This window comes from Anabaena azotica SJ-1, from assembly GCF_047275885.1.
In the GTDB taxonomy this organism is placed as follows: Bacteria; Cyanobacteriota; Cyanobacteriia; order Cyanobacteriales; family Nostocaceae; genus Trichormus_B; species Trichormus_B azotica_A.
Map to the genome: position 1 here is coordinate 1,126,219 of NZ_CP178454.1, position 14,849 is coordinate 1,141,067.

Annotated in this window: 9 protein-coding genes; 2 read left to right on the forward strand and 7 right to left on the reverse strand. The window is 40.3% G+C overall.

The window, feature by feature from the left end; translation table 11 throughout:
* Window positions 1-139: 139 nt before the first annotated feature.
* Together ACLLO5_RS04870 and sbcD are read right to left on the reverse strand one after the other, a co-directional pair.
* Window positions 140-5,809, reverse strand: coding sequence for a GAF domain-containing protein (locus tag ACLLO5_RS04870; protein WP_413174357.1), 5,670 nt, complete (start codon window positions 5,807-5,809; stop codon window positions 140-142).
* Window positions 5,810-5,945: 136 nt separating this feature from the next.
* Window positions 5,946-7,184 (reverse strand): exonuclease subunit SbcD, encoded by a 1,239-nt coding sequence (sbcD, locus tag ACLLO5_RS04875; protein ID WP_413174358.1) that lies wholly within the window; start codon window positions 7,182-7,184, stop codon window positions 5,946-5,948.
* A 709-nt stretch (window positions 7,185-7,893) separates the two neighbouring features.
* Here sbcD and ACLLO5_RS04880 point away from each other — a divergent pair.
* Window positions 7,894-8,244, forward strand: a complete 351-nt coding sequence (locus ACLLO5_RS04880; protein WP_413174359.1) for a hypothetical protein — start codon at window positions 7,894-7,896, stop codon at window positions 8,242-8,244.
* 211 nt (window positions 8,245-8,455) lie between these two features.
* Here the strand turns inward: ACLLO5_RS04880 and cysH are convergent, their stop codons facing one another.
* From cysH to ACLLO5_RS04900, 4 genes are all read right to left on the reverse strand, one after another.
* Window positions 8,456-9,160 carry a phosphoadenosine phosphosulfate reductase gene (cysH, locus tag ACLLO5_RS04885; protein ID WP_413174360.1) on the reverse strand — a complete coding sequence of 235 codons (705 nt, stop codon included), beginning with the start codon at window positions 9,158-9,160 and terminating at the stop codon, window positions 8,456-8,458.
* A gap of 621 nt (window positions 9,161-9,781) precedes the next feature.
* Window positions 9,782-10,441, reverse strand: a complete 660-nt coding sequence (gene msrA, locus ACLLO5_RS04890; RefSeq protein ID WP_413174361.1) for a peptide-methionine (S)-S-oxide reductase MsrA — start codon at window positions 10,439-10,441, stop codon at window positions 9,782-9,784.
* Window positions 10,442-10,609: 168 nt separating this feature from the next.
* Window positions 10,610-10,822 carry a sulfur carrier protein ThiS gene (gene thiS / locus ACLLO5_RS04895; protein WP_413174362.1) on the reverse strand — a complete coding sequence of 71 codons (213 nt, stop codon included), beginning with the start codon at window positions 10,820-10,822 and terminating at the stop codon, window positions 10,610-10,612.
* A 70-nt stretch (window positions 10,823-10,892) separates the two neighbouring features.
* Window positions 10,893-11,936 (reverse strand): thiamine phosphate synthase, encoded by a 1,044-nt coding sequence (locus ACLLO5_RS04900; RefSeq protein WP_413174363.1) that lies wholly within the window; start codon window positions 11,934-11,936, stop codon window positions 10,893-10,895.
* Window positions 11,937-12,201: 265 nt separating this feature from the next.
* Here ACLLO5_RS04900 and ACLLO5_RS04905 point away from each other — a divergent pair, with 265 nt between their 5' ends.
* Window positions 12,202-13,923: a DUF1565 domain-containing protein gene (locus tag ACLLO5_RS04905; protein WP_413174364.1), complete on the forward strand. Its 1,722-nt coding sequence runs from the start codon at window positions 12,202-12,204 to the stop codon at window positions 13,921-13,923.
* Between the two features lie 24 nt (window positions 13,924-13,947).
* Here the strand turns inward: ACLLO5_RS04905 and ACLLO5_RS04910 are convergent, their stop codons facing one another.
* On the reverse strand, window positions 13,948-14,634 hold the full coding sequence (locus ACLLO5_RS04910; RefSeq protein ID WP_413174365.1) for a hypothetical protein: 687 nt from the start codon (window positions 14,632-14,634) through the stop codon (window positions 13,948-13,950).
* Between the last annotated feature and the right edge of the window lie 215 nt (window positions 14,635-14,849).

Below are 14,849 nucleotides of genomic sequence, written 5' to 3' on the forward strand. Positions count from 1 at the left end.
AGCTATGGAATAATATATTGACCTCTCAAGTTTAATGCCCTTCGGGCGTGGCAGAAGGCAGAGGGCAGGAGGCAGAAGGGAAAATTTTGAATTAAGAAGAAAGCCTTTTTGACTCGCCAATTTAGGTTTAAGTCCCCCTCTAATCGGCCTCCTGCCTCCTGCCTTTCAACTCCTGACTTTTGGTTAAAAGCTGTTGAATGGTAGCAACCAATTGCTTAAGCATAACTGGTTTAGTTAAATAATCATTTGCTCCTGCTTCTAAGCATACTTCGCGATCGCCTGTCATTGCTAGAGCAGTCAGTGCGATAATCGGTATATTCATCAATTTAGCATCAAGGCGAATTTGCTTTATAGCCTCTATGCCATCCATTTTTGGCATTTGGATATCCATTAAAATCAAATCAGGTTGGTGAGTTTTAGCCAGGTTGACGGCTTCTTGACCATCCATTGCCAAGATAATTTGATAGCCCTTAGCTTCCAGGTAGCTAAAAAAGGTACTAATATTGGCTTCGTTATCTTCTGCTAACAAAATCAAGGGGGCTGGGCTTGCTACTTCTTGAATAGATGGGGAATCCAACGCTAGAGCAGAGTTTGATTGATCATCTACGGGGATTTCAGATAACAAAGGGCTACAGGGTAAATCAACCATAAAGCAACTACCCACACCCAGTTCACTGGTTACTCCCACCTGTCCGCCATGGAGTTCAACAATTTGTTTCACTAATGCTAATCCCAAGCCTGTACCCGCATACTGACGATTTAAAGCACTATCAATTTGGATAAAGGGATGAAATAGTTTATTGATATTCTCTGGAGAGATGCCAATACCGGTATCAATCACGGCAATTCGCAGGAAGTGCTGCGTGGGGAAATCAGCGATGTCCATATTGGGGGGAACTTGGGTAACTTCTAAGGTAATACGTCCTCCCTGTGGAGTGAATTTGACCCCATTGTTAAGCAAGTTAATTAGTACCTGACGAATCCGTCGTTCATCTACAAGCAGGTCAGGTAGGTTTTGTGGCAGTGTAATATTTAGCTGGATGCGTTTTTTCAGTGCTTGCTGTTTGATGAATGACAAACTGGATTGGCACAGATGAGATACAGAAATTGAAGTATAGTCGAGTTCAATTTGTCCGGCTTCAATCTTGGCTAAATCCAGGATGTCATTGATCAATTCCAGCAGGTGATTACCACTGTTTTCAATAGTTTTTAAGGCTTTAAGTTGGCGTTCGTTGATGCTACCAAAAACTTTCTCTTGCAGCACTTCAGTCATGCCTAAAATGGCGTTTAAGGGGGTGCGGAGTTCGTGACTCATGTTGGCGAGGAATTCATCTTTGAGGCGGGTAGCGCGGACGAGTTCTTGGTTGGAAATAGCCAGTTGTTGATTACTGTGAGTTAGCTTTATTTCTGTTTGCTGCCTTTCTGTGAGTTCTTGCTGTAATTGCTCAAAAAGATTTGCTTGCTGAATAGCGATCGCTAATTGGTTGGCAATTTGTTGGAGGAGTAGGGCTTCAGAGTCTTTCCAGACTCGTTTTTCTGAGCAACTATGAACGACTAAAATCCCCCAGAGTCTGTTAGTTTGCCAGGGAGCAACCCAGCGATCATTTTCCCCATCTCGCATCTCTTGCAAAATTGGGGCGACGATTTTGGACTGGATTTGCCCTGTGATGCAATATTCCGTCAGGCAGTCTGTCCAGATATCATTCATGACATCAGGGACAATGCGGGGTTTACCTTGCCAATAGCAATCGAGAATTTCCTGAGACCAAACTTCATCATGCCACTGACAGTTTTTCAGGGAAGGAAACTCACTAGATACGGCTTCTTCCACAATTTCACTTCTGTTGTCAGCAAACAGCCGGAAAACGATCACGCGATCGCAGTTAAACAACTCTCTAATTTCCCCAGTTACTGTTGCCAGAATTTCAGCAATATTAAGCGATTCTCGAACTTTTTGGACAATTTTTCCTATAGTTTGCTGTTTTTGTAACTGATTGATAATTATAGCTTCGGCTTTTTTGCGGGTGATTAATTCTAATTCAGCTTGTTTATATAAATTAGCTTGATAAATAGCAATGCCTAATTGTATAGAAATTTGTTCCAATAATTCTATTTCCCATTTTGTCCAGTCATAAGGCTGATCATTGTGGTACATTCCTAACAAACCCCAAAGTGATCCACCCACAAAAATGGGTGTAATGGTATAGGATCTGGCTTGAAACTGCTGCAAAAGTTCAATATGACAAGGCTGTAACCCAGCTTGATAAATATCAGTAACTATCATGGTTTCATGATTTTGGAAGCGGCCGCCTTGAGTTTCTTGGAGATAGGTATCTTCCCAAATCTGGTTAACATCAGATCCAACAAGTTTTACCCAAGGATCAATTACAGCCTCATTGATAAATTCACCACTCCAATCGGGTTGGAAGCGGTAAATTGCCACCCGATCTACTGCTAATAGTTCCCTTGAATCATTAACAGCCGTATTGAGAATTACTTCTATATCTAGGGATTGGCGAATTTTTTGGGTAATATCCAACAATAACTGTTGATTTCTTGTCTGCTGTTGCAGTTGAATCTCGGCTTGTTGCCGTTCCTGAAGTGCAGCTTTCTGTTCACTAATATCAACTATTACGCAAATGGTTTGCTCCTCTGAGTTGGCGAGAATTGCCGCTCCAATCAGCACAGGAATCCGGCTGCCATCCTTGCGGTAGTATTCCTTTTCCCAGGGATCAATTGCACCATGTTGCATGAGATGTTCCATAGCAGCCAAATCAGCAGAGATATATTCTGGTGGGGTCATATTTAGCCAATCAATTACCCCAGCATCTAGATCATCCCTGGTATAACCAACCATCTCTAGGAAGCGATCATTGGTATCAATAATGCATCCCTGAAAATCGGCAAAGATCATGCCAACTACACTGGAATCAAATATCCGACGGAAGCGAATTTCACTATTTTGGAGGGCAATTTCAGCTTGTTTACGTTCGGTAATGTCTTGATAAGTTCCCAAAATCCCAATTACTTCCCCCTTCAGATTACGTAAGGGTAATTTACTGGTTTCTAACCAGATTGTTGTTCCATTAGCCTGATGCTGAGTTTCAATAATGCCGAGTTTAGCTATGCCGGAGTCCATAACCTGACGATCATCGGATCGGTAGAGATCGGCTTCGCTACTTCCCCAAGGAAAATCATAGTCTGTCTTACCGATAACTTCAGCAGGGGAATTAAAACCCCCTTGAATGGCAAAGCTTTGGTTACAGCCTAAATAAACTGATTCTCGATTTTTCCAAAATATAAATAGGGGAAATGTATCAAGTACAGTGTAGAGAAATTGTTGTGCTTCTTGTAGGGCAAGTTCAGCTTGTTTACGCTGGGTAATATCCCGAAAAACACCCCGTGTTGCCATCGGTTTTCCATTTGCAAACTGACAATTGACATTGCCTTCAACGATAATTTCGCGGCCATCTTTGGTCAAAAATCTGGTTTCCATGCCCACAGATGGATTACCAGCAAATAAACTTGCCATTAATGTTTGGCAGTGTACAAGTTCATCGGGATGGATAACTTGAAAAATGGACAACTGCTCTAAGTCGGTATCATCGTATCCCAAGGTTTCTTTCCATGACTTATTAACAAATAAAATTCGACCATTGAGGGAAATACTTTGAATCAAATCGGTGGCATTATCAAATAAATCGCGCAGTTGCGCTTCTCTGGTTTGTAGTTTGATTGTCCGCTGTTCTACCCTCAGTTCCAAGTCCTGATTCAAACGAATTAAGGCATCTTTGGCTACTTTGCGTTGTAATTCTGCTGCTGCTCGTGCTGCAAATACTTGGAGGATATCCCTGGCTTCGTTGAGTTGAGAATTATGTAAAGGCTGTACATCTAGAATGCAAAGGTTGCCAATTGCTTTACCTAGATCGTCTTTTAAGGCAATGCCCAAATAACTATCTGCCTGCATCGTCACCAAATCAAAATCATTAGCAAAGACTTCTTGTACTCCGCTTTTGCAGGAAAATTGCCCATCTCTGAGGGCATATTCGCAAGGAGTATGAGCCGCATAGTAGGAAACTGATGGTTGCAAAGATCCATGAGCCCAGAAACCCAGGGTATAAAGTTTATTACCCACTAGTTCGGTAACGATCGCATAGCTGACATCCAAGGCTTCGGCAATATGTCGCACCAATGCTGGAAAAAAGTCATCTCCTGTGACTGTGGCAGTACCTGTTACCAATTTTTGCAGTGTTGATTCAGCCCGTTGGCGTTCTCTTAGTTCTTCCTGTAATTTTTGGTGGGTGGTAGCTTGCTGAAGGGCGATCGCCAGTTGTATTGTTAATAGTTGCAATAGTTCAATTTCTGACTCTTGCCATTGACGAGGGTGCTGGCCTTCAGCGACGTTCATAAAGCCCCACAGTTCATCACCACACATAAGCGGCATCAAAATCTTGGCACGGATCTGGAGGCGAATTAACATATCGCGGTGACAGTCTGACATTTCAGTTGTGTAGATATCTGACACAACGCGAATTTTTCCTTGACTATACATCTCAACTAGCTGTTGCTGAAAACATTGGTCTTGAATTTGTTTTCCTAGCAGAGACAGATCGGAGTTTGTGGACTCAGCCACAGTCATTACTGTCCCATTGGCTTCTAATTGCCAAATAGTAACGCGATCGCAATTAAACAATCGGTGTATCTCTTTCACTGTCGTGTCTAAAATCGTTTGCAAACTCAAGGATGAGCGAATTTGGGTAGAAATTACTGCTACTAATTTTTCTTGCTCTCCTTTAGTCTGAAGGGCAATTTTTCGCGCTTCTACTTCTTGTTCTAATTCAACAGTGCGAGTTTCCAGGAGAATCGTTTTCTTTGCTTCTAACTGCAATACTTTCTTTTCGAGTACCTCTACCAATTTGTAGAGTTCTAATGGATTGAGTGCCTGTAGTAGACTCGTTTGGGTGACTATTCCCAATAAATTACCTTGCTCATTCGTCACCGCCAACCGACCTATCAACCGTTGTTTCATCATCTGCTGCACCACCAACAGAGAATCATCAGGTTTAACAGAGAAAATCGGCTTACTCATTACCGCTTCTGCTGCACAGGTTTCTAAATTCAAACCCAACGCCTGAAACTGGATAATATCTCGCTGGGTGATAATTCCCACAGGAATTTGCAGTGGTTCAGCTTCGCTACCATGGCTCTGTACAATCATCACATAACCAATGTGATTGCTTGACATCAGTTTGGCTATCACCTGCATAGAACTATCTGGTGCTGCACAAATTACTTGATTTGTCATCACCTCAGATACCACCCGCAACCGCAACAGGTCTATAGAACGAGAGGCTTGCCGTAGACTTTCATCAGTCACCAACCCAATTACACAATCTTGCTCATTCAGAATGGGTATATGGCGAATGTGATGCTGATCAAGGAGATTAATTGCAGAAAATAAATCGCTAAAAGCTGACTCGTACAGGGTGATAACTGGATAGGTCATCACATCTTGAATCGCCAAATTCGCCAAGGAACGCGGCTCGGAAATCAGACGCACTACATCGGTTTCTGTGAAAATACCTAGCAATTTTCCATCTTCAACCACCAGCACACAGCTTGATCTTATATCTAGATGGAAATCATCCAGTAGTCCATCTATTGTTTTAGCCGTATTACAAATTACCCGTACACCACTCATCTGGGTAATCGCATCAATCACCATTGTCTCTGGTTTCACCATTAGGGGATCACCAACAATGGCAGACTGCAATTCTGATTGGGTAAGTGTGAGGGAACTGATTAACATTTGTGTGTGGACATTGAGAAGAGTGATTTAGCTCGCAAACTGCTGTAAGATTGGTATGGATTGTGCAAATATCCTCTTAGTAAATAACCTGGATAAGTTTTTATACTGTACTTTATTAATTTTTAGCTCTGGCTTGCTATATTGACCAAATTTCCTCATCATCATCTAATAAACTTTGTGCTGCTTCTAACATAGATGTGGCAAGGTCTTTTAAGTCTTCCCGATTATTTAAATAGGTTTTTAACGCTTCCATCGGGTCAATACTGCTGCTGGCGCTTAATTCTGGAATGCGGGGTTTAGCCAACTGACTAACTAATTCTGGTTGAATAGTATATGTATGCGCTCCACTTAAAGCACTATGAATAGAGGAATTATCAATTAAACTTAACTGTTCCGATCGCAGTTTGTAAATCAGTCTAACTACGGTATCTTGCAAATCATGTTTGGCGATCGCCTTAAATAATACTGCTTGAGGATCATCACTCTTAGATAAATCTACCTCAATTGTACGAAAAGTCCGAACAGGTAAGGAGCAAAATTCCCACTCTACACTTCCCCTTTCCAATTCCACCATCACATAACCCTTATCTTCCTTCTCTTCACTAAAATCCACCCGTTCAATACTACCCGGATAAATCACCGGCGGGTCATTCGATTTATTTAAATTCTGGTGTCGATGCACATGACCCAAAGCCACATAATCAAAACAAGGGCGTGTCAGCAAAGATAGAGGTAGAGTAAAACCCTTCCCCACCGCCAACAAACGTTCCGCACCCAAAGTTGCATTATCAGCCATCAAATGCGCCAACAGCACCGTAGGTACATCCGGGTCAAGTTTGCGGATTTCCCCTTCTAAAACTACTTGTAACTTTTCCGTCAACATTTGATTCACATCAGCCATAGATAAACCCGCCGTTTCCTTGCGAGTCATCAACGCAGAACGAGTCAACCAAGGTAGTGTAATTACTTGCACCATGCCGCTACGGGTTTGGATGTGGTGAGTTGTCAACTTATCACCGACCACAAACCCCGGTACACCCAAAGTCCGGTAAATATTTAAACTTGCACCTCCCACACCTTGAGAATGTAAGTCATGATTACCAACTAACAAAACTGTAGGAATATCAGCATCTACCAAACGGCGAAATTGACTAGCAAAAGCCTCTTGCACATAAGGTGGTGGTGTAGAATCAGGAAAAGCATCACCACCAAATATCACCATATCCACATTATCTGTTAAAGCTCGGTCAATACACAAAGATAAAGTATTAACAAAATCTTCCAATCGCGTATTCAAACCCGTCACCGGATTGATACGTCCGTGGGAGAAACCGCTTCCTATATGGATATCTGAAAGATGAAGTATTTTTATCATGTTAATGAATCTGAGTTTTTATTAAAGAATTACTCCAGACACAGAGAGAAGATGTTTAAATCCTTATCTGTGTTTATCTGCGTTTATCTGCGTTCGATTGTTTGAAGACGGTGGTTTTTAGTTGGGAAGGGACTGGGATTTTTAATTAGTTAGATATATTACAATTACGGATATATTTAAGCATACATCTTTCTATATTACAACCAGGAAAGCCTTTACAACAACTTCCCCAATATGTCATAGAAGCAGAAATTGGTGTTGAGGGTTTTGGTGTTACTTATAAAGCAAAACATCAAGATTTGAATAAAACTCCTAATAGTCTTTTGTGTAGAGATAACCAGGATTTAAGGATGAACAGGATGGTAATTTATAGATAGTTGATAATCATTGAAAACCCATCATTCAACAACATCCTAAAAATCCCAATTTCCTATCATAAATCATCCAATCACATCCTGAAAATCCTCAAATTCTGGACATCCTGATTCAGATATATTCTATCTTTTTTATTGAACCACGAAGAAGCGAAGGATACGAAGGTAAGAGGTTACAAAGATATCCTCTATGGGTAATTTAATCCTGTAAATCCTAAAATCCTGGACATCCTGATTCAGACAACTTAAAATATTAGTACATCACAGATAAAATAAATATCCTGTAAATCCTAATTCAGACAATAATAAAATAACAGATTTTGGAAAAATACACTATGCCCAAAATTACCCTAGACATATCAGAAGAATTATCTCAACAAATAGCACAAATAGGAATAGATTCTTTACCAGAACTACTTGCTTTGAGTCTTCAACAACCCCTTATACCAACAACTATTTACAAGTATATTCTTAATTTTCTTGCTAGTAACCCCACCCCACAACAAATAGCAGAATTTAAACCCACACCAGAAATGCAAGATAGATTAAGTACCTTACTCGCACGCAGTCAAGCAGGTACACTCACACCCACAGAGTCAAAAGAACTCGATGAGTATGAACGTATTGAACACTTAATTGTCATGATTAAAGCTGGTAATTTATCGTATTTGAGTAATAACCTGTGAGTATTATAAAACTTCGCGTTAATTTGTTGCAAATTAATAGCGAAGATAGACTAGCTGAACGAAAAAAATTAATGTCAAAATAGCAATGGTTTTATAATTTTTAGTAGGTTGTAATAACAATTAAATCACATCCTGAAAATCCTGATTCAGATAAAATATATAAATTAAGGTGCGTTACGCTGTCGCTAACACACCCTACTCTGAGAACTGACTAAATGTGAATTCCACACTCAGTTTTAGCAGTTCCTCTCCAGCGTCCAGCGCGTTCGTCTTCACCATCAGCTACTTTGGTGGTAATGGGTTCATCGCCAATGCTAGGATAACCTTGGTCATGGAGAGGATTGTAAATTACTCCATGTTCAGCTACATAAGCCCAGCTATCTTTGCGTGTCCAAGCTGCAATGGGATTTACTTTTAATCTTCCCAAATTATCCAATTCAAATATAGGCATATTTGCACGAGTAACAGCTTGGTCACGGCGACGGCCTGTAATCCACGCTGTGGTGTTGAGTTCCTTTAGACCCCGTAGCAGTGGTTCAATTTTTGTAATTTGGTGGAATTCTGTAATATCTTTATCCCAAAGTGCTTCACCAAACTTAGCAGCAAAGGCTTCGCGGGATTCTACATCTGGAGTTTTATAAGTTTGCAAATCTAGGTTATAGATTTCTTTAGCTTTAGCAACAAGTTCTAAGGTTTGGGGAAAGTGATATAAGGTATCGAGAAAGATTACAGGGACTGGATGCTTGAGTTCAGTATAGAGAATATGAGTAATTACCAAGTCATCGACGTTAAAGGCGCTGGTTTGTACCAGTCCTGTGGGGATGTTCTCGATAGACCATGCTAGGATTTCTTTGGGCGTAGCGGTTTCAAATTGCTGATTTAAGCGATCCAAGTCAAAAGCTGTGGAAACTGTCATGATGATTCCCTAGAAATAGATATTTTTACCTTAATTAAGCTTTATCTTACCCTATAAAGACACCTATCCCTGTCGATAATAGGGTATTGATTATGTACGGATATCAATATAAAGTTTGAATTAAAGCTGCATGGAATCGGATTTAAAAATTAACTGTTAGATAATACGTAGGCACAATCCTAATTAAATACGCATAAATACAAGTATCAGGAATTATAAAAATCAAATTGTATTAATACGGCTATAAATTTATAAAGAAAAATGAAGAATATGCTAAGTTCTTTTAAGCAATTTTAATTTTTACTTGATTTTGCCTAGACTTTAGATATTCCTTTATACAAATCCTGTTAATCTTAACCTAAGCTTTAAAATAATAAGGATTTTACTGAGAAATGAATAATACAAAATTACCAAATAGTTTGAGTCAATCTATAGTCATGGGTTTTTTAATTGTTTTGACTAGTGCAGGGATCATTACAATCATGAGCATTTTTTAGAAAAAGAATATGAGCTACAAATAGAAGGCAAAAGGCTCAAAGGCAAATAATTAGGTAATAGAAGTGTGGGTAGACGGAGAAAATAACCTATTTATTGCCTATTGCCTCTTGCCTTTTCCTACTGTTAACTGTTAACGGAAACTCCTACGGGACAAGCCACATTAGTACCACCTAAGCCACAATATCCACCAGGATTTTTGGCTAAATATTGCTGATGGTAGTCTTCAGCATAGTAAAATTCAGGTGCTTCTAAAATTTCTGTGGTAATTTTGCCATAACCAGCACTATTAAGTGCTTGTTGATAAGCTTCCTGTGATGCTTGTGCTAATTGCTTTTGAGTTTGGGAATAAACGTAAATACCTGAACGGTATTGAGTACCACTGTCATTACCTTGACGCATACCTTGGGTGGGATTATGACTTTCCCAGAAGACTTTTAGCAGTTGGGAATAAGTAATTAAAGTGGGGTCAAAAACCACAAGCACTACTTCATTATGACCTGTTAAACCTGTGCATACTTCTCTGTAGTTTGGGTTGGGTGTGTAACCAGCAGCATAACCAACCGCAGTGCTGTAAACTCCTGGTTGTTGCCAGAATTTACGTTCTGCACCCCAAAAACAGCCTAAACCAAACATTGCTGTTTCCATTGCTTCAGGAAAAGGCGGTTGGAGAGGATTGCTGTTAACGTAGTGTTTTGCCGGTACGGGCATTTTGTCTGTGCGTCCTGGTAAGGCTTGTTCAGGTGAAATCATAGCCAGTTTTTTACCTAATCCGAATATTCCCATTGATTTTGATGAATGTTATAAATGATTGCGTTTCTTTTTTATTTTAGAACTTACAGCAGGAGTCAGGTGTCAGGTGTCAGGAGTAAAACTTTATTGTTGTCTAGGTTTCAATTTAGATTCTGTACCTCAATAACTACATAACTGGTATGTCTAAATATATACAGAAAATTATCCTCCGCCGACAATAGTGACTACTTCCAAGCGATCGCCATTTTCGATTTTAGTTTCTGACCAAAATTGACGGTGTAAAATTTCACCATTATATTCCACTGCTACCAAACGGGGATTAAAACCCAACTGCTGAAGTAATTCAGGTAAAGGGGTTTGGGGTACACAACTCTGATTTTCCCCATTGACTTGCAAACTAATTTGAGAATTCATAATCAATCTATTCAAAATTCACAATTCAAAAACTTTTGGTCGTAGTCCCCAGCTTTCTGTCACCTGTCACCTATTTCCGATAAAGCTGAGAAATAAAATATTGTGTGACTAAAGTAGGTTGTTCAGCTTGCATGAGCGATCGCACTACAGCCACTCTTTGACTTCCGGCATCAATCACATCATTAATATTACTGGCATCAATTCCCCCAATCGCAAACCAAGGGATGGGACAATTTTTGGCTGCATACTTGACATATTCCAACCCTGCTGCGGCTTTACCTGCTTTAGTTGGTGTTTCATAGACTGGACCGACACCAATATAATCTGCACCTTCTGCAATTGCCCCTTGCATTTCTTGGGGATTTGTGGTAGAGCGCCCGATTAACCGTTGTGAACCCAATAATTGCCTAGCAACGGCGATCGGCATATCTTGCTGTCCTAAATGCACTCCATCCGCACCCACAGCCAGCGCCAAATCTACCCTATCATTGATGATAAACAAAGCACCATAATCCTGACATAATTGCTGGAGTTTCCTGGCTCTTTCCAGACGAATCAGATCATCAGATGTCTTTTCACGATACTGTAGCAGCGTTAATCCACCTTTGAGAGCCGCTTCCACAGTTTCCAGCAAATGATCTACTGGCGATGTTACCAAATATAGACGCGATCGCCCCAGTAATTGATGACGTTGATAACCCATCAAAGTGCTTTCTAGAGTATAAACCTGATAACGCATCTGCTTAAAAGCACTCCCCATATTTGGGTCATACAATTTGCCATATTCCTCCAAAACCCTCAGTGCTTCTTGGACACGACAAAAATTAGCTTGCAGTAAAGATGTGATATCAGCCCGTTGTTCCTCTTGAGGATGAGTTAAATCCGTACCAGGATCACCAGGTGTATCTCGTGCTGCCCTCATTTGTGCCGTATGCCACCGACCTACCTCTTGACGTAAGTGCTTACAAGCTTCAGCTAACGAGGCATCATTTAACCCAAAACGACACCATTCTTCAATAATACGCAACCCTTCGCGAGCGCGGTCTAAATTAGCATCCAGAATACGGTATACCACTTGTTGTGTTTCTTGTCCTTGATGATGGGCTGTAACCATTACAACAACCCCATTCTGAGTTTAATTAAAATTGACATATAGTAATCCGATTTAATTTGTTATTTTACTTATGTTGTTTGGAAATTAGGCATTGGGCATTGAGTTTACTTACGCTGCATTGAGGATTGCTAGAGTTAAAATTTACTAATTTATTTGTAGGAAAAATAGCCACTTGGTCAACTTTACGGATAATATGATCGAAATATTCAGTCTGACAGTCTGAGAAAATTACTGATGGGTGTGCTACCGGAGTTGTATATAGTTTATGCCTCTTCTTAATTTTATTTCTAGCCGTAAAGCAGAGATGATGTCTCAAAAACTCATTTTCTCAGAATTTAACAGACTTTCTGCTACACCTTCCCCAATTGTAGGTTTGACCTTGGGTTTGGTGGTAGTAATTCCAGCCTTACTAAGTACCAACATTAGCAGTGCGATCGCTCAAATTCCCACAACATCAACAAAAATAGTCCAGAGTGAGAAAACAATTTCTCAGGTTAACATCCTCTTTGTCAACCCAAGTATCGGTAATGACCAAGAAAGTAACGGTAGTGAAATCGCTCCCTTCAAGACAATTACCAAAGCCTTACAACTAGCACAACCAAATACTCTGATTATCCTTGCTCCCGGTACATATAGTCCCAAAACAGGGGAAGTATTCCCCATCATCCTCAAACAGAATGTAGCTATTCAAGGAGATATTCGCAACCAAGGCAGAACCGTCAAAATTAACGGTGGTGGTGAATACCTCAGTCGCAGCTTTGGCCGTCAAAACGTTGCTATTGTCGGTGCGAATCAAGCCAGTTTAAGCGGAGTCACAGTCACCAATACCAACAGCCGTGGTTATGGTTTATGGATTGAATCGGCTAATCTCGTGATTCAGGAAAATACATTTACTGGCAATACCCAAGATGGCATTTCTACCACTGGTAATGCTACTCCCACAATTAGCAAAAATTATTTTTATCAAAATGGTGCCAATGGTATTACCGTTTCTGGTGATTCTCGTGCCGAAATTCGGGAAAATGTCTTTCAAAATACGGGTTTTGCGATTAACGTCGCTCAAAATGCTGCTCCCATAATTGTTGGTAATCAAATTTCCAATAACAGATCAGGAATTATCGTTCAAGCAAATACAAGCCCGATTTTACGAAATAATGTCATTCAAAGCAGCAAAGAAGATGGTTTGGTGATTATTGCCCAAGCTATACCAGATTTAGGCAATTCTAGCGAGTCTGGTGGCAACCAATTTTGGAATAATGCCCGCTATGATATTAATGCCAAAGCTGCCAAGCAGGTAATTTTTGCTGGGGGAAACAACCTATCTAAAAATCGTATTATCGGCAATGTAAATATTAACGCTTCAAGAACCACCATTGTGAGAAATTCTGTTAGAAATTCTGCAACTAATTCTGTCTCTGCACAGCAAATACCCACAGGAGGAGAAATAGTTTTTGCAGAACCTAATATACCTAGAGCTTTCAATCAGTCTACGGTGATTTTATCCAGTCGAAGCACCCCTCCTGAAAATAATCTTCTCCCTAAAGTAGCCCCAACTAATCTACAAAATTCTGTCCCCAAAACTAATTCTCAAACCAATACACCGCAATTAAATTATGTGCGAGTTGAACCCAGAGTCATTAAACAGGGTGTAACTGAATCAGAAGTGATGGAATCAGGAGTAATTGAATTTATTGCTCCTCAAGCATCCATTTCCACGCCTAGAACTGATAGCAATTCTAGTGTAGTCCTAGCATCCAAACCTTATACAACCACTCGTCAGGGTTCACGTTATCGTGTGGTAGTCCCAGTCACCAACAATCAACAACGGGAAACAGTGCTTTCTGTTGCTCCTGATGCTTTTGCTAAAGTCTCACAAGGTCGCACAGTCATGCAAGTAGGAGTTTTTAGCACTCTAGATAACGCCAGAGAAATGGTTCAAATCCTTAATAGCAGGGGTTTGAGAGCCATGATGGAACCGTTAAATTAAATCTAAAATTGGGCTTATCTCCAATCACACGGCAAATTCCGCTTCTTCACCAGTCATCGCTTTGAGTTTGGATGTGAATGACTCAATGCGATCGCTTCTTTGGGGAGTAAACTGACCAATTGGCGGATTATTAGCATTTCCTGGCAGCAGTTTTGGCATTGGCGCTGGAATCAGGCTTTTTTGAGCAATCAGCTTTTGACTAACTGTTGCAGCTAACTGTCGCTTGCTAACATCTGCTGCCACTTTAAATGAAGGAGATGTTAAAACACGGCTTTCCGGTTCTCCATTGGCTATTGTTCGGGATGCAGTATGACTTTCTCGGTAATAATTACCCCCTTGTGCAGGTAGTAATTGAGAGTTTTTTGGCTGCTCAATTGGCTGCGCTTGCGGTATTGGTGGTAAAACAGGCGGAGATACTTTGCTTAAATTAGCTGGAAACTTACTGCAAATTAGGCGTTCAAATTCCATGTTGAAATGATAAATTACCTCACCTCGCCGTAGCCAAAAGTTTAATATTTGTTGTACTGATATCGCTTTATAGCGTCCTTGATACAGTGCTTCAATAACTGCTAGATGTAGCCAATTCATTGGGTAATCATATCGCCAACGGTTAATTAACTCACTGGCACTGTACCCATTGAGGTCAAAACTATAGTGGACTAATAAGTTGACGGCCAATTCGGCGGAGGTATCTGGGGGTGTTGTTAGCATGGGGCTTTTAGTTCCAAGCAATAGGTATAAATGTGTCACCCATCGCATCTAGCCTAAGTCTTTTTAGCTACATGAATGTTTGTTCACCAGCTGCAAATTTTATAGGCAGTGTTTTTTATTCTACTTGTCAATCGCTAATATGCAAAATAATATAGTATAACTTACGCTATTGACAAAATTACTTTGGTATGAAATAGAACCAAACTAAGGAGTTC